The organism is Delftia sp. HK171 (assembly GCF_001886655.1).
Lineage (GTDB): Bacteria > Pseudomonadota > Gammaproteobacteria > Burkholderiales > Burkholderiaceae_C > Comamonas > Comamonas acidovorans.
Genome location: NZ_CP018101.1, coordinates 6,218,141 through 6,236,292, shown reverse-complemented (window position 1 = coordinate 6,236,292; position 18,152 = coordinate 6,218,141). Strand labels below are relative to the sequence as shown.

The 18,152-nt window shown below is 70.7% G+C and carries 19 protein-coding genes; 10 read left to right on the top strand and 9 right to left on the bottom strand.

Annotated features, from left to right (window positions below; genetic code table 11):
• Positions 1-230 precede the first annotated feature (230 nt).
• The 3 genes from BO996_RS27885 to BO996_RS27875 form a co-directional block, all read right to left on the bottom strand.
• Positions 231-1,292: a FecR family protein gene (locus BO996_RS27885; protein ID WP_071956924.1), complete on the bottom strand. Its 1,062-nt coding sequence runs from the start codon at positions 1,290-1,292 to the stop codon at positions 231-233.
• Positions 1,289-1,888 carry an RNA polymerase sigma factor gene (locus BO996_RS27880; protein ID WP_071957237.1) on the bottom strand — a complete coding sequence of 200 codons (600 nt, stop codon included), beginning with the start codon at positions 1,886-1,888 and terminating at the stop codon, positions 1,289-1,291. Before BO996_RS27880 ends, BO996_RS27885 begins: the two co-directional genes overlap by 4 nt.
• Before the next feature lie 238 nt (positions 1,889-2,126).
• Positions 2,127-2,822, bottom strand: a complete 696-nt coding sequence (locus BO996_RS27875) for a hypothetical protein (protein WP_071956923.1) — start codon at positions 2,820-2,822, stop codon at positions 2,127-2,129.
• Positions 2,823-2,892: 70 nt separating this feature from the next.
• On the opposite strand from BO996_RS27875, the gene BO996_RS28870 reads away from it, so the two are divergent.
• Positions 2,893-3,603 carry a LexA family protein gene (locus tag BO996_RS28870; protein WP_083571206.1) on the top strand — a complete coding sequence of 237 codons (711 nt, stop codon included), beginning with the start codon at positions 2,893-2,895 and terminating at the stop codon, positions 3,601-3,603.
• A gap of 54 nt (positions 3,604-3,657) precedes the next feature.
• On the opposite strand, the gene BO996_RS27865 is transcribed toward BO996_RS28870, so the two are convergent.
• Together BO996_RS27865 and BO996_RS27860 are read right to left on the bottom strand one after the other, a co-directional pair.
• On the bottom strand, positions 3,658-4,797 hold the full coding sequence (locus tag BO996_RS27865; RefSeq protein WP_071956922.1) for a FecR family protein: 1,140 nt from the start codon (positions 4,795-4,797) through the stop codon (positions 3,658-3,660).
• 18 nt (positions 4,798-4,815) lie between these two features.
• A complete protein-coding gene (locus BO996_RS27860; protein ID WP_071956921.1) occupies positions 4,816-6,579 on the bottom strand; it encodes a methyl-accepting chemotaxis protein in 1,764 nt (587 codons plus the stop codon).
• A gap of 247 nt (positions 6,580-6,826) precedes the next feature.
• On the opposite strand from BO996_RS27860, the gene cobG reads away from it, so the two are divergent.
• The 4 genes from cobG to cobJ are packed head-to-tail and all read left to right on the top strand — an operon-like array spanning position 6,827 to position 10,308.
• Positions 6,827-8,083 carry a precorrin-3B synthase gene (gene cobG, locus BO996_RS27855; protein ID WP_071956920.1) on the top strand — a complete coding sequence of 419 codons (1,257 nt, stop codon included), beginning with the start codon at positions 6,827-6,829 and terminating at the stop codon, positions 8,081-8,083.
• Complete coding sequence (locus tag BO996_RS27850) at positions 8,083-8,712, top strand: precorrin-8X methylmutase (protein WP_034397236.1); 630 nt, start codon at positions 8,083-8,085, stop codon at positions 8,710-8,712. The genes cobG and BO996_RS27850 overlap by 1 nt, the downstream gene beginning before the upstream one ends.
• Positions 8,702-9,472: a precorrin-2 C(20)-methyltransferase gene (gene cobI / locus BO996_RS27845; RefSeq protein ID WP_013800508.1), complete on the top strand. Its 771-nt coding sequence runs from the start codon at positions 8,702-8,704 to the stop codon at positions 9,470-9,472. The genes BO996_RS27850 and cobI overlap by 11 nt, the downstream gene beginning before the upstream one ends.
• Positions 9,466-10,308 carry a precorrin-3B C(17)-methyltransferase gene (gene cobJ / locus BO996_RS27840; protein WP_071956919.1) on the top strand — a complete coding sequence of 281 codons (843 nt, stop codon included), beginning with the start codon at positions 9,466-9,468 and terminating at the stop codon, positions 10,306-10,308. The genes cobI and cobJ overlap by 7 nt, the downstream gene beginning before the upstream one ends.
• On the opposite strand, the gene BO996_RS27835 is transcribed toward cobJ, so the two are convergent.
• Entirely contained in the window at positions 10,233-11,036 is an 804-nt protein-coding gene (locus BO996_RS27835; protein ID WP_071956918.1) for a cobalt-precorrin-6A reductase, read from the bottom strand. The genes cobJ and BO996_RS27835 overlap by 76 nt on opposite strands.
• Here BO996_RS27835 and cbiE point away from each other — a divergent pair.
• From cbiE to BO996_RS27810, 5 genes are all read left to right on the top strand, one after another.
• The gene (gene cbiE / locus BO996_RS27830; RefSeq protein ID WP_071956917.1) at positions 11,035-12,237 is read left to right on the top strand and encodes a precorrin-6y C5,15-methyltransferase (decarboxylating) subunit CbiE; all 1,203 of its coding nucleotides are present in this window, start codon (positions 11,035-11,037) and stop codon (positions 12,235-12,237) included. The genes BO996_RS27835 and cbiE overlap by 2 nt on opposite strands.
• Positions 12,234-12,722, top strand: a complete 489-nt coding sequence (locus BO996_RS27825; protein WP_071957235.1) for a cobalamin biosynthesis protein — start codon at positions 12,234-12,236, stop codon at positions 12,720-12,722. The genes cbiE and BO996_RS27825 overlap by 4 nt, the downstream gene beginning before the upstream one ends.
• Positions 12,719-13,597 carry a precorrin-4 C(11)-methyltransferase gene (gene cobM, locus BO996_RS27820; RefSeq protein WP_071956916.1) on the top strand — a complete coding sequence of 293 codons (879 nt, stop codon included), beginning with the start codon at positions 12,719-12,721 and terminating at the stop codon, positions 13,595-13,597. The genes BO996_RS27825 and cobM overlap by 4 nt, the downstream gene beginning before the upstream one ends.
• Entirely contained in the window at positions 13,594-14,391 is a 798-nt protein-coding gene (gene cobF, locus BO996_RS27815; protein ID WP_071956915.1) for a precorrin-6A synthase (deacetylating), read from the top strand. The genes cobM and cobF overlap by 4 nt, the downstream gene beginning before the upstream one ends.
• Positions 14,392-14,453: 62 nt before the next feature.
• Positions 14,454-14,783 (top strand): DHCW motif cupin fold protein, encoded by a 330-nt coding sequence (locus tag BO996_RS27810; protein WP_013800515.1) that lies wholly within the window; start codon positions 14,454-14,456, stop codon positions 14,781-14,783.
• Positions 14,784-14,829: 46 nt separating this feature from the next.
• On the opposite strand, the gene BO996_RS27805 is transcribed toward BO996_RS27810, so the two are convergent.
• Genes BO996_RS27805 through BO996_RS27795 form a run of 3 tightly spaced genes read right to left on the bottom strand, consistent with a single transcriptional unit; the run spans position 14,830 to position 18,114 of the window.
• Positions 14,830-16,152, bottom strand: a complete 1,323-nt coding sequence (locus BO996_RS27805; RefSeq protein WP_071956914.1) for a M20/M25/M40 family metallo-hydrolase — start codon at positions 16,150-16,152, stop codon at positions 14,830-14,832.
• A gap of 41 nt (positions 16,153-16,193) precedes the next feature.
• Complete coding sequence (locus BO996_RS27800) at positions 16,194-17,081, bottom strand: N-formylglutamate amidohydrolase (protein WP_156898010.1); 888 nt, start codon at positions 17,079-17,081, stop codon at positions 16,194-16,196.
• A gap of 7 nt (positions 17,082-17,088) precedes the next feature.
• Entirely contained in the window at positions 17,089-18,114 is a 1,026-nt protein-coding gene (locus BO996_RS27795) for a Bug family tripartite tricarboxylate transporter substrate binding protein (RefSeq protein WP_071956912.1), read from the bottom strand.
• Between the last annotated feature and the right edge of the window lie 38 nt (positions 18,115-18,152).

Sequence of the window (18,152 nt, the reverse complement as noted above, 5' to 3'; positions counted from 1 at the left end):
CCGGCCCGGCCACCAGGCCCAGCCCGCCGGTCTGCGCGCGCGGCGCACCGCGTTTGCGGCCGTTGGCTGGGGGGCGAAGTCCTGCTTCGGCCCTGCTGGCTGGCAGCCGAGGGAGTGCCGGAAAAATCCGGTCCCTATCTGTTCAAGACGAGGTTTTGGCGAAGACCACGAACCTGTGTTGCCGTGGTTGATTGAAACAATTTGTAAACAGAGTGGTTTCGCCGGTCGGCTCAGCGCCTGGCAATCAGCCAGCCGCCCGAGGCCTGCCTGCGCACGCGCACGGGAATCAGGTCCGGCAGCAGCTCGATGAAGGGCTCGGGCGAGGCCGTGGAGAAAAAAGCCGAGACCGGCAGGCTGCCCAGCTCCTCGGAAGCCAGCACCACGGGCTGGCCCAGGTAGCGCGACAGCTCCCGGGCCACCTCGTCCAGCGGCGTGCGCCTGAACCGCAGCTGCCCGGTGCGCCAGTCGCCCACCGTGTCCGCAGGCGCGGCCACCGTGTCATGGCCGCCCGTCACGGGGTCGATGGACACGCCGCTTGCCGGGCCCAGCAGCATCACCGGCCCGTCTGCGGCATCGCGGTCGGCGCGCACCTCGACCTTGCCGCGCAGCACCTTCACCACCAGGCGCGGCGGCGCAGCCCGCACGTTGAAGGCCGTGCCCACCACCTTCACGCGGCTGCGGCCCGAGTCCACGGTGAAGGGCCGCGATGCATCCGGCGCCACCTCGAAGAAGGCCTCGCCGCTGTCCAGCACCACCTCGCGGCGGCGCGGGTAGTAGCGTACCTGCAGCGTGCTGCTGAAATTCACGGCCACATGGCTGCCGTCGGGCAGGTCCACCTCGCGCCGCTCGCCGGGCCCGGTCGCCATCTCCAGCGTGTAGCGCGCGGTGTTGTCCCAGGCATGCCAGCCGCCCACCAGCAGGGCGCAGCACAGGGCAACGCCTGCCGTGGCGAAGGCGGCCCGCCAGCGGCCAGGCCAGGTCTGCATGGCAGACGGCGCTGTGCGCCGACGCGCAGGCTCATGGGCCGGCGGGCGCTGTGCCTTTACCTGCTTCTGTGCCTGTGCCTGTGCCTGCACGCGCTCCTGCTGCAGCTGGCCGAACAGCTGGCGCGTGCGGCCCATGCTGTCGAAGATCTCGCGGTGAAAGGGGTCCGCCTGCAGCCAAGCGTCCAGCGCGCGCTCGTCCGCGCCCGTCCAGCCCGCCGTCTGGCGGCGCGTGAACCACTGGGCGGCGGCTTCGTGCAGGTCCACCAGCGTGTCTGGCGCCATTCCTGGGGGCGGTGTCTTGTTCATGGCGTGGGGCCGCGTCCTGGGGCGTGTTCGGAAGGGGCTGCGGCATTGGTGCGCAGGCGCTGCATCTGTTCCAGGCTCCCGTATTGCAGCCGCAGTTCGCAGTAGGCGTAGGCCCGGCTCACATGCCTGGACACCATGCGCAGCGAGATGTCCATGCGCTGCGCCACTTCCTCCTGCGTGAATCCTTCCATGATGTGCAGCGTGAACGCCTCGCGCTGGCGCTCGGGCAGCTCGCCCAACGCATCGTCCAGGCGGGCCAGGTACTGGCGGTTCTGGGCCTGGCGCACGGGGTCATGGCTGTCATCGGCCGCCAGGCCCTGCAGTTCATCACCGCAGTTGTCGGCCGACACCGTGGCCAGGGCCTGGGCTCCGCCCTGCCGGCGCCACTGGTCCACGGCGAGATTGCTGGCGGCGCGGCTCAGGTAGGCCTGCTCCTTGCCCTCTTCGGGCAGGCGGCCCGAGGCCGCCATCTGCGTGAACACCTGCTGGGCCGTGTCCTCGGCCTGCGCGCGGCTGCCCAGGCGCCCCTGCAGCAGCCGCACCAGCGGCTGGCGCCAGCGCGCATACAGCGCGGCCAGTGCGGAGGGTGGTGCCATGCCGCCCTGCGTGGCGAAGGGGTCCCGTTTCACGGCCGCCGCCCCGCATCAGGCAGCCATGGCGCGGCCACCCGGGGCAGGGCGCGGGCGGCGGTCAGGCAGGCGGTGGTCGGGGAGTGCAGGGGCACGGCGCGCGGCAGCTTGCCAGCGGTCCGGAGCGGCTGCCGGGCCTGGGCTGGCTGAAAACAGCGGCGATTGTACTGAGATTGATTCTCATTGGCGCGGGTGCGGGGGCGCTTTACATGGGTGGGACGGCACCGTGCCGTGGCTCCGGCTCCAGAACCACGGCGTCCAGCCCGCTGTCCTGGAACCAGCAGCCATCCTGCGCAACCACTTCATGCGGCCCGTGCGGTTGAGGTCCCTTTGCATGCAGGCGTACCCGGGCGGTATGGCCGGTGGCCCAGGGCATGTCCTGGCCGAAGGGAACGATCAGCAGGGCTCGCGGGGACAGGTGCTCGGCCTGCAGGCTGCCTGGCGCCAGCCCCTGAAGGGATTGGCGCGCCTGGACCTCCACCCCAACCACCCATGCCCAAAGAATGCTGGGCGCGCTCCTGGCCCAGACATGCAACTGCAGCAGCGCGCTGCCGCCGTTCTCAAGCGCGTGGGTACAGACCTGCACGCTGGCCGGCGCAGCGCTCCAGCCCGGCAGCCATTGCTGCAGGACATGCGCCATCTGGCGGGCATCCGGCTGCGCAGGCAGGCCGGGCGGCAGTTGCATGGACCGCCATGGCCGCTGCGCCAAAACGGCGGCGCACCGCTGCGCACACCACCATGCGCCATGGGGATCGGCCTGTGCACAGGCGTCTGACACCATGGGCAGCCGCGCCCAGCGCACCCTGCCTGTGGAGCCGCGTGCCTGGTAGTACCAGAACGAGTGGAAGCGCAGGCCGGGGATGAAACGGTGGAACAGGGTTTTGCTGGCTGCATTTTTCATGGGAAAAATTTAGCATAGCTATCAAAAAATTAAAAGCATTGCTAATGCTTTCGATTATTAGCATCGCTACATGAAAGTTTGGACCACCGAGCAAGAGGCGGCGAACCTCAAGCGCCTGCTCTCTACTGTGAAAAGCAAGGCCGAGTTCGCAGAGAAGGCAGGCATTCCTGGCGGCTCCTCCATGGTCTCCCAGCACCAAAGCGGCAACCGGCCCATCAGCCTGGAGGCGGGCATTGCGTATGCCAAGGGCTTGAAGGTTTCGCTTTTCGAAATCAGTCCCAGGCTGGTGAAGATGGTTTCCGATCTGCCGGCCCTGCTTCCAGATGGGGACACGCCCGGCACCAATCTGCCCGAGTTTCCCAAAGGATTGCGCCAATATCCCGTTCTCTCGCATGCCCAGGCTGCAGCCCTGACAGATGACGGCGCATTCCCTGATTCCGCTGAAACCCTGGACATCGAATTCGGCAAGGACAACGCATCGCCCGGTGCGTTTTTTCTTGCGCTGGAGGGCGAGGCCATGTCGCCCGAATTGCGCGAGGGCGACCGCGTGCTGATCGATCCGCAGGCCAGCCCCCGGCCCGGCGACCATGTGCTGGCCAGGAATGGCAAGCGGCAGGTGCTGCTCAGAAAGTACCGCGTGCGCGGTGTGGGAGAGGACGGCATCGAGGTCTTTGATCTGGTACCGCTCAACGAAGACCATGCCGTGCTGCGCAGCGACAGGAACCGGCTGGTTCTGCTGGGCACGGTGGTCGAACACCGGCGCCGGCTGCGGGGAAGCTGACGACCGAGCTGTTTCGATCAACCGCCGCGCGGCCCCGGCGCCCCGCCTCCGTGCTCAGGGCGCAGCGGCAATCTCGGTCTGGCCATCGGGCCCGGCCACCAGAGTGACGGGCAGGATCTGGGCCAGCATGCGTGCGAACTCGGCGGGGCGGCTGGTCTGGTAGCTGCCGCCGATGCGCAGGGCCGCCACGGCCGGGTCGTGCACCACCAGGCCGGTCGGCCCGTAGCGCTCCAGCTCCGCCAGGGCGTCGGCCAGGGGCGTGTTCTCGAAGCGGATCAGTCCCTTGCGCCACAGCGCAATGCTGCCGGGCGCCACAGCCGACACCGGACCGAGCACGCCTGCAGGCGACACGCTCAGGGCCTGGCCAGCGACCAGGGCGGCGGGCGCGGCGCCAGCGGCTGCCGCGCCTTGCGCACCGGCCACGCGCACATGGCCTTCCTGCACGGCCACCTGGGCGCTGCCCGCCTCCATGCCCGTGGCGCGATAGCGCACGGAAAACCGCGTGCCGCCCACGGTGACGCGCGCCGGGCCGGCCAGCACATGAAAGGGCCTGGCGCTGTCGGGCGCCACGGCAAACAGGATCTGCCCTTGCGTGATGCGCACCTCGCGCCGGTCGCGGTACAGAGTTACCTGCGCCTGGGTATCGGCATCCATGGACAGTGCGGTGCCATCCGGCAAGGTGATGGTCTTGGCCTGGCCGCGTGGGGTCAGGTGGCTGCTGGTGAAGGTGGGCTGCTGCTGCCACTGGTGCCAGCCCACGCCCACGGCCAGGGCCAGGGCCACCGTGCAGCACAGGGCCGCCAGGGCAGGGCGCGGCAGCAGGCGGGACCAGCTCCAGCCTTGGCGCTCTTCGGAGGACGGGCGCTGCGGGGCCGGTTCCGGGTGTGCGTGAGGCGCCGACTGCGAGCGCCGGCGTGCCTGCTCCGCGCGCAGGCGTGCCACCTGTTCGGGGGGAGTGGACCGCGCGGCCGCCAGGCTCTGGCCCAGGTGGCGCAAGGCGGCCTCGTGCGCCGTGCTGGCTGCCAGCCATTCAGTGAATTCGGCTTCTTCCTCGGCGGTCAGGCCTTGCTCCATGCGCGTGTGCCAGTCGGCCGCAGCGAGGTCGATGGGGTTTTGCCCGCGGAAGAACTCTTCCAGTTCGCGCACCTGCGCAGCCTTGTCCAGGGGCGCGGTGCAGGAGCGGTAGCGGCGCATGCGTGCGGATTCCCGGCCTCAGAAGCTGGTCCAGTCCTGCGATTCGGCAGACGGTTTGGCCGCAGCGAGGCGTACAGGTCGTGCAGGGCGAGCACCGGCTGAGGGCTGTGCCGGCGCAGGCCTGGCCGGGGCCAGAGCAGATGCCGTGGCCGCCCGGGTGGGCACGGACGCCGGCAGCGGCGCCTGCAAACGCGGCTGCTGTGCCGCGCCGTCCTGGTCGCCCAGGCGGAAGATGGCCACGGCCTGCACCAGGCGCTGGGCCTGGGACTTGAGGCTGGAGGCCGCCGCCGCGCTTTCCTCCACCAGGGCGGCGTTTTGCTGCGTGACCTGGTCCATCTGGCTCATGGCCTGCCCGACCTGGGCCACGCCGGCGCTTTGCTCGTCGCTGGCATTGCTGATCTCGCCCATGAGGTCGGTCACGCGCTGTATGGATTGCAGCACCTCGGCCATGGTGGCGCCGGCCTGGTCGGCCAGTTCCGCGCCCTGGCTGACGCGCGTGGCGCTGTCAGTGATGAGCTGCTTGATCTCGCGGGCAGCCTGCGCGCTGCGCTGGGCCAGGGTGCGTACCTCGGCGGCCACCACGGCAAAGCCCTTGCCCTGCTCGCCGGCGCGCGCGGCCTCGACGGCGGCGTTCAGGGCCAGGATGTTGGTCTGGAAGGCGATGGAGTCGATCACGCCCACGATGTCGCCGATCTGGCGCGAGCTGGCATGGATGTCCTGCATGGCGCCCACGACTTCCTGCACCACGGTGCCGCCCTTGGCCGCGATCTGGCTGGCGCCGCGCGCGAGCTGGTTGACCTGGCGTGCGTTGTCCGCGTTCTGCTGCACGGTGGAAGACAACTCGTCCATGGAGGCTGCGGTTTCCTGCAGCGCGCTGGCCTGCTGCTCGGTGCGGCGGCTCAGGTCGGCATTGCCCTTGGCGATCTGCTCGCTGGCCACGGCCACGCTGTCGGCGTTGTTGCGCACATCGCTGACCACGCTGGCCAGGCTCTGGTGCATGGCGTTGAGCGAGGCCTGCACGCTGCCTGCGGGCGCTTCGCTGCGCACCAGTCCGGGGTCGAGGTTGCCGTCGGCGATCTGGCGGGCGACTTCACCGAGCTGGGCAGGCTCGGCCCCCAGCGCGCGTGTCAGGCCGCGCGCGATCAGCCGGCCCATGAGCAGGGCCAGCACGAAGGCGACCGCGCTCACGCCGATCTGCATGTTGCGTTGCTGCACATAGGACTGCGTGGCCTGCTCCACCATGACCTGGGCGTGCTGGCGCGTGAGCTGGCTGTACTCGTCGGTGGCCGCGATCAGCTGGGCCAGCAGCGGCCGGCACTCGCTGTTCATCTTGGCAATGGCCTCGTCCCTTTGCTGGCGCAGCGCCAGCGAAACGATGTCCAGCGCCACCGGGCCATATCGCTGCTCTATCTGGTCGATGCGGGCGACCAGGGCGCGAGCCTCCTCGCCTACCCCGGGCGCGGCCACCAGGGCCTTGAGCTGGTCCAGGTGGGACTTGACCGCGGCATGGGCGGCGTACACGGCCGTTTTTTCCATGTCCAGATCGGCTGGCGTGTTCACCAGCACCAGGTTGCGCGCCGCGATGGCGCGGCTGTCCACGGCCGCGCGCACCTGTTCGGCGAGATGGGCGCGGGCGTTCACGCCGTCGACGAACTGCGTCAGGTTGCGGTTGGAACCGTCCAGCGCATGAAGGGCAGATACGGAAACCAGTGCGACCAGTAAAGCCAGGGCGGTAAAGGCGGCGTAGAGCTTGGTCTTGACGGTCCAGGTGCGGAGATTCATGGCGCTTTCCAGGTAGGTGGTGCAAGTATCAGTTTCTATCAAAAATAAATGATCAATTTGATAAAAACCCTAAGGGTGAATTGTTAAATTTCAACTTGAATTGACAAATTCAGGCTAGGTGGGTGCCAGGCGTTACAGCCCGCTTCCCAGGCGGGCTGGATCAAGAAAGTCCGCATTTCATGAACGCATGCGGGTCTTGCACCTGGGATGCCGGGTGCGCCGGCGCTACAGTCGGGGCCCCTACCCCATGCATACCCCTCCCCACATCCAAGGCTGGTGCCCCGGCGCCTGGCAGCCCATGGCCTCCGGCGATGGGCTGGTGCTGCGCGTGCGCCCGCCGCTGGGCCGCCTGACGGTGGCCCAGGCGCGGCGGCTGGCGCGCCTGGCCTGGGTGCATGGCAACGGCGCGCTGGAGCTGTCCAGCCGCGCCAATGTGCAGTTGCGCGGCATTGCGCCCGGGCGGCACGCCGCCGTGCTGCGCGCCCTGGCGGCCGTGGGCCTGCTGGACGCCGACGCGGGCCGCGAGCGCCGCCGCAATCTGGTGATCGACCCGCTGTGCCGGCCGCAGGAGGCCGTCCATGCGCTGGGCCAGGCCCTGCAGCAGGCACTGGATGCGGCCGAGGATCTGGCCGGCCTGCCGGCCAAGTTCGGCTGGTCGGTGGAAGGCGCGCCGGGCCGGCTGGCGGGCGTGTCCGCCGATATCCGCCTGCAGCGCACCTCCACCGGCTGGCTGGTGCAGCCTGATGGACGGCAGCAGGCGCTGGCCGTGGCCGTGGCCGATGCCAGCCAGGCCGTGGCCGCAGGCCTGGCGCTGGCGCGCTGGTTTGCCGGTCAGGCCTCCCTTCGCCGCGCCCAGGGCTTGCGGCCCGGACGCATGGCCGCGGTGGCGGCGCAACTGCAGCCGCCCCCCGGACTGGACTGGGTGGAGACAGAAGCCCCGGCCCACGGCGAAGGACCGGCGCCCGGTGCCGTGCCCGACGTGGGCTGGCTGCTGGGCGCGCCGCTGGGCCGCTTGCCGGCCGTGGCGCTGGCGCGGCTGGTGCGCGCCTTGCCTGAGCAGGCCTTTTTGCGTGTGACACCCTGGCGCATGCTGCTGGTGGAAGACGAAAACGCGGAAGCTGGTGCCGCCCTGCCTTGCTGGTGGGCGGCTGCAGGGCTGGACAACGCCGCTGACTGGATCACCCACGCCCATGACCCGCGCCTGCGCGTATCCGCCTGTACCGGCGCGCCGGGCTGCACCCAGGCCCTGGGTTCCACACAGTCCCTGGCGCTGGAGCTGGCGCCGCAGGTGCCCCATGGCGCTCACCTGCATGTGACCGGATGCGCCAAGGGCTGCGCGCGGCAGGCGCCGGCCACCGTGGTGCTGCGGGCAGAAGGTGAAGACGAGGGCGAAGGCCCTGTCTATTCCGTAGTGCGCCACGGCCGTGCCGGGGATAGGGCGCAGGAGCAGCGGACCCTGGCCTCGGTGCGAGACAATCCGGGATTGCTGTTTTCAAAAGAATAATGCTGCACCGCTACGAAACCGATGGCGCCGAGATCTACCGGCAGTCCTTTGCCACCATCCGCCGCGAGGCGGCGCTGGAACGCTTCACGCCTGTCGAGGAACGCGTGGTGGTGCGCATGATCCACGCCGCCGGCCTGGTGGAGCTGGCCCCGCACGTGGCCTTCTCCCCCGGCATGGCCGAGGCCGCCGCGCAGGCCCTGCAAAACGGCGCGCCCGTGCTGTGCGACGTGCGCATGGTCAGCGAGGGCATCACGCGCTCGCGCCTGCCCGCCGCCAACCCCATCATCTGCACGCTGCCGGACGAGCGCGTGCCTGCGCTGGCCCGTGACATGGGCAACACGCGCAGCGCCGCCGCGCTGGAGCTGTGGCGCCCGCACCTGGCCGGGGCCGTAGTGGCCATCGGCAATGCGCCCACGGCCCTGTTCCACCTGCTCAACATGCTGCAGGACCCGGCCTGCCCCCGGCCGGCCGCCATCATCGGCTGCCCCGTGGGTTTCGTGGGCGCCATGGAATCCAAGCAGGCGCTGATGCAGGACCTGCCCGTGCCCTGCATGGCCGTGCATGGCCGCCTGGGCGGCTCGGCCATTACCGTGGCCGCCATCAACGCACTGGCCAGCCATGTCGAGTAGGCAGCCGCGTCCCAGCCAGGGCGGGCCCGGCATTGTCTGCGTGGGCCTGGGCCCGGGCGACCCCGAGCTCATGAGCGTCAAGGCCGACCGCCTGGTGCGCGGCGCCCGCCAGGTGGCGTTCTTCCGCAAGAAGGGCCGGCCCGGCAAGGCCCGCCAGCTGGTGGACGGCCTGCTGGCCCAAGGCGCTGCCGAGCACGCCATGGAGTACCCCGTGACCACCGAGCTGCCCGTGGACAGCCCCGCCTATGTGGACCTGCTGGCGCGCTTCTACGACGACTGGTGCCTGCGCCTGGAAGCGCTGGCGCAGACCGGGCAGGTGGTGGTGCTGTGCGAGGGCGACCCCTTCCTCTACGGCTCCTTCATGCATCTGTACACCCGGCTGCGCGAACGCGGCCAGGTGCCGCTGGACGTGGTGCCCGGCATCCCCGGCATGGTGGGCTGCTGGCACGCCACGGGCGAGCCCATCACCTGGGGCGACGATGTGCTCAGCGTGATGACCGGCACCCTGTCGGAAGACGAGCTGGTGCGCCGCATGCAGACGGCCGAGGCCCTGGTCGTCATGAAGGTCGGCCGCAACCTGCCGCGCATTCGCCGCGCCCTGCAGCGCACGGGCCGGCTTGATGCCGCCTGGCTGGTGCAGAACGGCACCACGGACAGCGAGCAGGTCGCGCGCCTGGGCGATGTGTCCGACGACGCCTGCCCCTATTTCGCCATCGTGCTCGTGCACGGCCAGGGCCGCCGGCCGGAGGCCGCATGGTGAGCGCCGGCCGCCTGACGGTGGTGGGGCTGGGCCCGGGCGCACTGGACCAGATCACGCCCGAAGCCGCAGCCGCCTTGCTCGCGGCCGACGATGTGGTCGGCTACCTGCCCTATGTGTCCCGCGCGCAGGCCCTGCTGGCGCAGGCGGGTCAGGGCCAGGCCGTGGCCTGGCATGCCTCGGACAACCGCGTGGAGCTGGAGCGCGCGCGCCAGGCGCTGGCGCTGGCCGCACAAGGCCGGCAGGTGGTCGTGGTGTCCTCGGGCGACCCGGGCGTGTTCGCCATGGCGTCGGCCGTGTTCGAGGCCATTGAATCTGCCGATGCGGTGCAGGCCGCCGCCTGGCAGGCGCTTGATATCCAGGTGCTGCCCGGCATCACCGCCATGCTGGCCGCCGCCGCGCGGGCCGGTGCGCCGCTGGGCCATGACTTTTGCTGCATCAATCTCTCGGACAACCTCAAGCCCTGGCCCGTGATCGCGCGGCGCGTGGAACTGGCGGCCGAGGCCGACTTCGCCATGGCCTTCTACAACCCGCGCTCCAAGAGCCGGCCCGAAGGCTTTGTGCGCCTGCTGCAGCTGCTGCGCACCCGCTGCGAGCCGCAGCGCCTGCTGGTGTTCGCGCGCGCCGTGTCCACGCCCGAGGAACACTTGCACGTATGCACGCTGGCCGAGGCCACGCCCGAGATGGCCGACATGCGCACCGTGGTCCTGGTGGGCAACAGCGCCACGCGCCGCGTGGGCCGCTGGGTCTACACGCCACGCCACTACGGCATGGATGGCGGCGCGGGCGGTGCGGGCTGCGCGGGCGGTGCTGTCGGCGCCGTCGGCAGCACGCCATGAGCAATCCAGTGCAGCACCGCAGCCACCGACCCGGTGCGCTGGCGCTGCGGCAGCGCCGGGCGCTGCACCATCACCACGGGCAGGCCCAGGGCGCGTGCGGCATCGAGCTTGCCGCGCGTGGCCTCGCCGCCTGCGTTCTTGGCCACCAGCCATTCGATGCCGTGCGTGCGCAGCAAGGCTTCATCGTCGTCCGCGCTGAAAGGCCCACGCCCCAGAACCACCGTGGTGTGGGGCAGGGGCAGGCTGCCGGGCCCGGGCGCATCGACCAGGCGCAGCAGATAGTGGTGCTGCGGCTGGCCCGCAAAGGCCGCAAGCTGCTTGCGGCCCACGGCCAGAAACACCCGGGCGGCTGCCTGGGGCAGGGCGGCAGCGGCGGCTTGCATGTCGGGCACGTCGATCCAGGCATCGCCGGCATTGGCCTGCCAGGGCTCGCGCTCCAGCGCCAGCAGCGGCGTGCCGGTGGCGGCGCAGGCCTGGCAGGCATTGCGGCTCATCTGCGCGGCAAACGGGTGGGTGGCATCGACCACATGGCTGATGGCCTGCCCGCGCAGGAACTGCGCCAGGCCCTGGGCACCGCCAAATCCGCCCACGCGCGTGGGCAGGGGCTGGGCCACGGGCGACTGCGTGACGCCCGCATACGAGAACACGGCGGCAATGCCGGCGCGGTGCAGGGCCTGGGCCAGCTGGCTGGCGCCGCTGGTGCCGCCCAGCAGGAGAACATGGGGCATGACTGATCCCTGGTTGACATTGGTGGGCCTGAACGAAGACGGCCTGGACGGCCTCGCACCCGCCGCGCTGCGCGCGCTGGACGCGGCCGAGACCGTTTTTGGCGGGCCGCGCCACCTGGCGCTGGCCGGTGCCGGCGAGCGGGGCCGTCCCTGGCCCGTGCCCTTTGACGTGGCGCCCGTGCTGGCCTGCCGTGGCCGGCCCACGGTGGTGCTGGCGTCGGGCGATCCGTTCTGGTTCGGGGCGGGCGGCAGCCTGGCGGCGCATCTGGCGCCGCAGGAGTGGCGCTGCCACGCCCAACCTTCGACATTTTCGCTGCTGGCGTCCCGCCTGGGCTGGAAGCTGGAAGACACGGTCTGCCTGGGCCTGCACGCCGGCCACGTGGAGCAGCTGCTGCCGCACCTGTCGCCAGGCCGCCAGTCGCTGGTGCTGCTGCGCGATGGCGCCGCCGTGGCCGCATTGGCGGACTGGCTGGTGCAGGAAGGCTGGGGCGACAGCCGCCTGGAGGTCATGGAATCCGTGGGCGGCCCGCGCGAGCGCCGCCGTGCATGGCGCGCCGCCGAAGCCGCCCAGGCCCTGGCCGCCGACCCTGCCTGCGCGCCCGTGGCCGTGTCCGTGCTCGCCCAGGGCGGCGCGGCCCTGCCGCTGGTGCCGGGCCGGCCCAATCACTGGTACGCCAACGACGGCCAGATCACCAAGGCCCCGGCCCGCGCGCTGACCCTGGCGGCTCTTGCGCCGCGCCACGGCGAATGCCTGTGGGATGTGGGCGGCGGCTCGGGCTCGGTGGCCGTGGAGTGGTGCCTGGCCGGTGGCTCTGCCATCAGCCTGGAGCAGCATGCGGCGCGTGCGGACAACATCCGCCTCAACGCCCGGCGCTTCGGACTGCAGGCGCGCCTGCGCGTGGTGCAGGGCGTGGCGCCCGAGGCGCTGGCCGGGCTGCAGGCGCTGGCCCGGCCCCAGGCCGTGTTCGTGGGCGGGGGCTTTGACGCCGCCCTGTTCGAATGCCTGCAGGCCCTCATGCCCGCAGGCTGCCGCCTGGTCGTCAACGCCGTGACGCTGGAGACCGAGGCCCTGCTGGTGCAACTGCAGGCCGAGCACGGCGGCCAGCTGCTGCGGCTGGAGATTTCCAGCGCCGAGCCGCTGGGCCGCATGCGCAGCTGGAAGGCTGCGCGGCCGCTGGTGCAGTGGAGCTGGCAGCGGTGAACCCGGACGAAGCCATCCCCCACCGCTGCGGCGTGCTGGGCCTGGGCCTGCACACGGACGCACTGCCCCATGCGCTGCAGGCGCTGTGGCAGCGGGCCCAGGCGCACCTGCTGCAGCAAGCCTGCGCGCCGCAGCCCGTCTGCGCCGTGGCCGTGCTGGACACCAAGGCCGGCCATCCGGCGCTGGAGGCCTGGATGTCGGCGGTCGTTCCCTCGGCCGTCCTGGTCCGTGTGCCGTCCGCGCAATTGCCGGGCCAGCCGGTGGTCACCCAATCGCCGCGCATGCTGGCGCGCTACGGCACCGGCAGCGTGGCCGAGGCGGCGGCACTGGCCGCAGCAGGACCTCATTCCGCGCTGAGCGTCACCCGCCTGGTGGCGGACGACGGCAGCGCCACCCTGGCCCTGGCCTTCGGCCAGGCCGGGCCATTGAACTGTTGCCTGGCCCTTGCCGGCAAGGCATGCAACCCCAAGGAGCAAACGGCATGACCGTGCATTTCATCGGCGCCGGCCCCGGCGCCGCCGACCTGATCACCGTGCGCGGGCGCGACCTCATGGCGGCCTGCCCGGTCTGCCTGTACGCAGGCTCGCTGATACCGCGCGAGCTGCTGGCGCACTGCCCGCCGGGCGCGCGCATCGTCAACACCGCATCCATGAGCCTGGACGACATCGTGGCCGAGATCCAGGCCGCCGAGGCGCGTGGCGAAGACGTGGCGCGCCTGCACTCAGGCGACCTGTCCGTCTGGTCGGCCATGGGCGAGCAACTGCGCCGCCTGCGCGAGGCCGGCATTGCCTACACCGTCACGCCCGGCGTGCCCTCGTTCGCGGCCGCCGCCGCCACGCTGGGCGCGGAGCTGACCCTGCCCGGCCTGTGCCAGTCCGTGGTGCTGACACGCACCTCGGGCCGCGCCACGGCCATGCCCGAGGGCGAGAACCTGGCCGCCTTCGCGGCCACGGGCGCCGTGCTGGCCATCCATCTGTCCATCCATGTGGCCGCCAAGGTGCAGTCCGAGCTGCTGCCGCACTACGGCGCCGACTGCCCCGTGGCCATCGTCTGGCGCGCCAGCTGGCCTGACGAAACCGTGGTGCGCACCACGGTGGGCAGCCTGACCGAGGCCGTGGCCACCCATATGGAGCGCACGGCCCTGATCCTGGTAGGCCGCAGCCTGCAGGCCGAGGACTTCGGCGAAAGCCGCCTCTACGCGGCCGACTACGACCGCCGCTACCGCCCGCTGGGCACCGAGCCGCGCTTTCCCGCCACCGATGTGCATGCGAATGCCGCGCTGGATACCGCGAGGGATACCTTGAGGGACACCGTGAGCGACCCCGGGAGCGACATGCCCCTCGGGAACCCCGCCCCATGAGCGCGGCCCTGCCGCCCGTGGCGCTGAGCCTGATCGGCATCGGCACGGGCAACCCCGACCACCTCACGCGCGAAGCCCTGGCCGCCATGCAGGCCGCCGACCTGATCCTGCTGCCGCACAAGGGCGAGGACAAGGCCGAACTCGCCGCCCTGCGCCGCGACCTGTGCGATGCCGTGCTCACTGCGCCCGGCCCGCGCATCGAAGGCTTCGACATGCCCGTGCGCCGCAGCGTGGGCGACGACTACCTGGCCCAGGTCGATGAATGGCATGCGGCCATCACGCGCTGCTGGCAGGCGGCCATCACCCGGTCCATGGCCGATGGACTGGCGCCGCGAACGGCGGGCCAGCCCTTGCAGGTCGCCCTGCTGGTCTGGGGGGACCCGGCGCTGTACGACAGCACCCTGCGCATTGCGGCGCGCATGCAGCCGGCGCCGCACAGCGTGCGCGTGGTGGCGGGCATCAGCTCCATGCAGGTGCTGTGCGCCGCGCATGCGATCGCGCTCAACGGCATAGGCCAGCCCTTCGTGGTGACCACGGGCCGCCAGCTGCGCGAGCAGGGCTGGCCGCCCGGCGTGGACACGGCCGTGGTGATGCTGGACGGGCAGTGCAGCTTCACCGAACTGCCCTCCCATGGCCTGCACATCTGGTGGGGCGCCTACCTGGGCATGGACCGCCAGATGCTGGACAGCGGCCCGCTGGCCGAGGCCGCCCCGCGCATCGTGCAGGCCCGCGCCGCAGCGCGCGAGCGGCATGGCTGGATCATGGATATCTACCTGCTGCGGCGCGGGGACTGAGGCCGAGGCTGCTGCAAAGCCGGTCCCCAAGCTGAACACCCCCTTCATCAAGGAATCCCGCCATGCAGATGGACAACATCCCCTTCAACACCACCGACTGGGCCGCCGTGGCGCCCACCGAGCATTCGGCCGAGGCCGGCCAGGCGTTCTGGCGCACGCAGAACTTCGGCAACATCCGCGTGCGCACGGTGGAGTACACGCCCGGCTATGTCTCCGACCACTGGTGCACCAAGGGCCATGTGCTGCTGTGCCTGGAAGGGGAGCTGGAGACCGAGCTGGCGGACGGCCGCCGCTTCACGCTGACGCCCGGCATGAGCTACCAGGTGGCGGACAACGCCGAGCCGCACCGCTCGCGCTCGCCCAAGGGCGCCAGGCTCTTCGTGGTGGACTGAGCGGACTGCCGCCACAGCCACAGCAGCGCGCCTCAGGCCTGCCCGCTCAACGCCCGCCCGTCACCATGCGGCCCGCGTCCAGGATGGAGATCAGCGTGACCTGCAGGGCGCGCACGCTCTGGCCCTTTTCGATGTCCAGATACTCCTTGGTGGAGTGGTTGAGGCTGCCCACGCCCGAGGCCACGGTGACGGCCGGGATGTTCAGGCTCATGGGCAGGTTGGCGTCGGTGCTGGCGCTAGCCACGCGCGCGGGCCAGCCCTGGGAGCCCGAGGCGGCCAGCGCGATCTGCACGATGCGCTGGTCGGCCGCCGTGCTGCCTGCGGGGCGGTCGCCGACCAGCTTGTACTGCATGCTGATGCTGCCCGACTGCGTGGAGCGCGCCTGGTTCTCGGCCGCCACGGGGGCTGCGATGAGCTTGAGGAATTCGGCTTCCAGCGCGGCCAGGTCGGGCTGCGAGGCCGAGCGCATGTCCACCTGCATCCAGGCATCGTCGGGAATGGAGTTGATCGAGGTGCCGCCGCCGATCAGGCCGATGCTGTAGGTCGTGCCCTTGGGCGTTTTCAGTCGCCCGATTTCGCCCATGGCCGCACCCAGCGCATACATGGGGCTGACGATGCCGAAGGCGCGGTAGCTGTGGCCGCCCGGGCCCTTGTAGTGCACCTCGTAGCGCTTGCTGCCTGCGGCCTGGGCGACCACCTGGTCGGGCGAGCCGGTGTCGACCATCACGGCCGAGCGGATGCGGTCCTTGTATTCGCTGTGCAGGAAAAGCTGCTTGACGCCGCGCAGATCGCCCATGCCTTCCTCGCCCACGGTGGCGACGAAGAGCAGGTCGTCATGCGTTTGCACGCCGGCGTGCTTCATGGCGCGCACGATGGCCAGCAGGGCGGCCAGGCCGCGCGAGTCGTCCAGGATGCCCGGGGCGATGAGCCGCGTGCCCTCGCGCTGGATGCTGAGGTCCACATCGCGGCCGAAGACGGTGTCCAGATGGGCGCCGACCACGTGCACGTCAGCCTTGCCAGCCTTGCTGTCCCGGCCCTTCCACAGGGCCAGCACGTTGCCGGCCTCGTCGATGGTGGTGGACAGCCCGGCCTCCTGCATGAACTGGGCGAACAGCTTGGCCTTGGCGCCTTCCTCGAACGTGGGGGCAGGCACCTGCTGCAGGGCGATGTTCTGTTCGACGATGCGGTCGTGGTCCTGGTCCAGATAGGCCGCCATGGCCTTGTACTGGGCCGAGCCGAGCAGGGACTGTACGGCCGCCGTGGCTTCGGCCGGCGTCATGGCGGATGCGCCTGCGGGCAGGGCCAGGCAGGCGGCCATGGCGGACAGTGCGGCCAGGCTGCGCAGGCAGTGGTGATGGAGCTTTTTCATGGAGGGGCGTATGGGCGTATGGGGAGGTGAAAAAAAGGGGCTCACGCCTGGACCGTGGAAGGTCGGACGGACGGATGGCTCTCGAAGTACGCCGCCATGGTCTTGAGCAGGCCCGTGATGTCCTGGCGCACGGCCTCGAAGCCGGCGTTGCGCTCGCGAGTGTCCTCATCCATGTAGATGGGCCGGCGGATCTCGATCTGCATGCTGTGCCGCTGCAGCGCGGGCTGGCCGATCCTGGCGATCAGCTGTACGCCCTTGTAGGGATCGTTGCGCGCCACGGTGTAGCCGCAGCCGCGCAGGTATTCCTCCACCAGGGCGACGAAGGCGGGCTCGCAGGTACTGCCGTCGCGGTCGCCCAGCACGAAGTCGGCCAGAGGCCGCTCGCTGCGGATCTGCAGCCGCTCATAGGCGTTGTTGGGCATGGAGTGCAGGTTCAGGTGCCAGACCGCGCCAAAGCGCCGGTGCGTGTCCTCCACAGCCTGGGCCAGCGCCTGGTGGTAGGGCCGGTAGCAGCGCGCAATGCGCTGCTGCACCTCGTCCACGGGCAGCAGGCGGTCGTAGATGGGCTGGTTCTTCACGGTGCGCCAGATCAGGCCCGAGCCGATGCGCGTCTTCTCCCCGGGCGACAGCGGCGTGGGCCAGGGCGTGGCCAGCAGGGCCGGGTCTATGTCGTCGAGTGTGCGGTTCAGGTCCAGGTAGCTGCGCGGGAACAGCGCCTCCACCAAGGTGGCGCCGACTGCGGGCGCGGCGCCCCACAGGGCCTCGACATGGGTGTCCTCGGCCGCACGCAGCACGGAGCGCGGCACGGCGTGCCCGAAATCGCCGGGGTAGCACACACCGCTGTGCGGCGAATCGCACACCAGCGGTATGGCGGCGCCCTCTGGCGGGTGCAGCACGTACAGGGCCTGGTCCTGGAGGGTGTCCTGCATCTTCATCTCACTCCGCGCTGATCTTGGCGACCTTGGCCACGGCGGCGTAGCGCGCCACGGCCTGCTCGATCTGGGCCTGGAACTGCTGCGGCGTGTTGGGGATGAGGGTGGCACCCGCTTCCTCCATCTTCTTGATGAAGTCCGGCTGCTTCATGGCCGCATGGATGGCCTGGTTGAGCCGGCGCACCACCGGCGCCGGCGTGCCTGCCGGCGCGACGATGCCAAACCAGCCGCCATTGCCCATCTGTGGAAAGCCGAGCTCGCCGTAGGTGGGCACGTCGGGCAGGGCGGGGGAGCGCTTGTCCGAGAGCACGGCCAGGGCGCGCAGCCGCCCGGCCTGGATGTGGGTGAGGGCCGAGGGCAGGTTGTCCGTGATCGCATCCACCTGGCCGGCCACGGCGTCGTTGAGCGCCATGCCCGATCCCTTGTAGGGCACGTGCAGCAGCTCGATCTTCGCCAGGCTGGAGAAATACTCCACGTTGGCATGGCCCAGCGAGCCCATGCCGGGCGAGGCGAAGGTGATCTTGCCCGGCTCCTTCCTGGCCATGGCCAGCAGCTCGGCCATGGTCCTGGCGGGGAACTTGGCGTTGACGGCCAGCACGCTGGGCACGGTCGCCACATTGCTGACGGGGGCGAAGTCCTTGACCGGGTCGTACTTGAGGCGGGCGCCGTAGGCGGCGGCATTGGAGCCGTGCGTGCTCATGGTGGCCATGCCCAGGGTGTAGCCGTCGGGGCGCGACTTGGCCACCTGCTCCATGCCCAGCGAGCCGCCTGCGCCGGCGCGGTTTTCCACCACGATGGCCTGGCCCAGTTCGCGGGCCGCATATTCGCCGATCAGGCGTGCGGCCAGGTCGGTCGAGCCGCTGGCCGCAAAGGGCACGATGAGGCGGATGGGCCGGTCGGGAAACTCGGCACGGGCCGCCGTGGCGCCCAGCAGGGCGATGCCGGCGATGGTGCCAAGTGCGAGGACGGTGCTGCGGCGTGCACGAAGCGGTGCGCCAAGCGGTGAGCGAAGGGATGTGGGCGTGTTCATGACGACAAAGTGTCGGTGGCATGGCCCGTGCTTCCAAA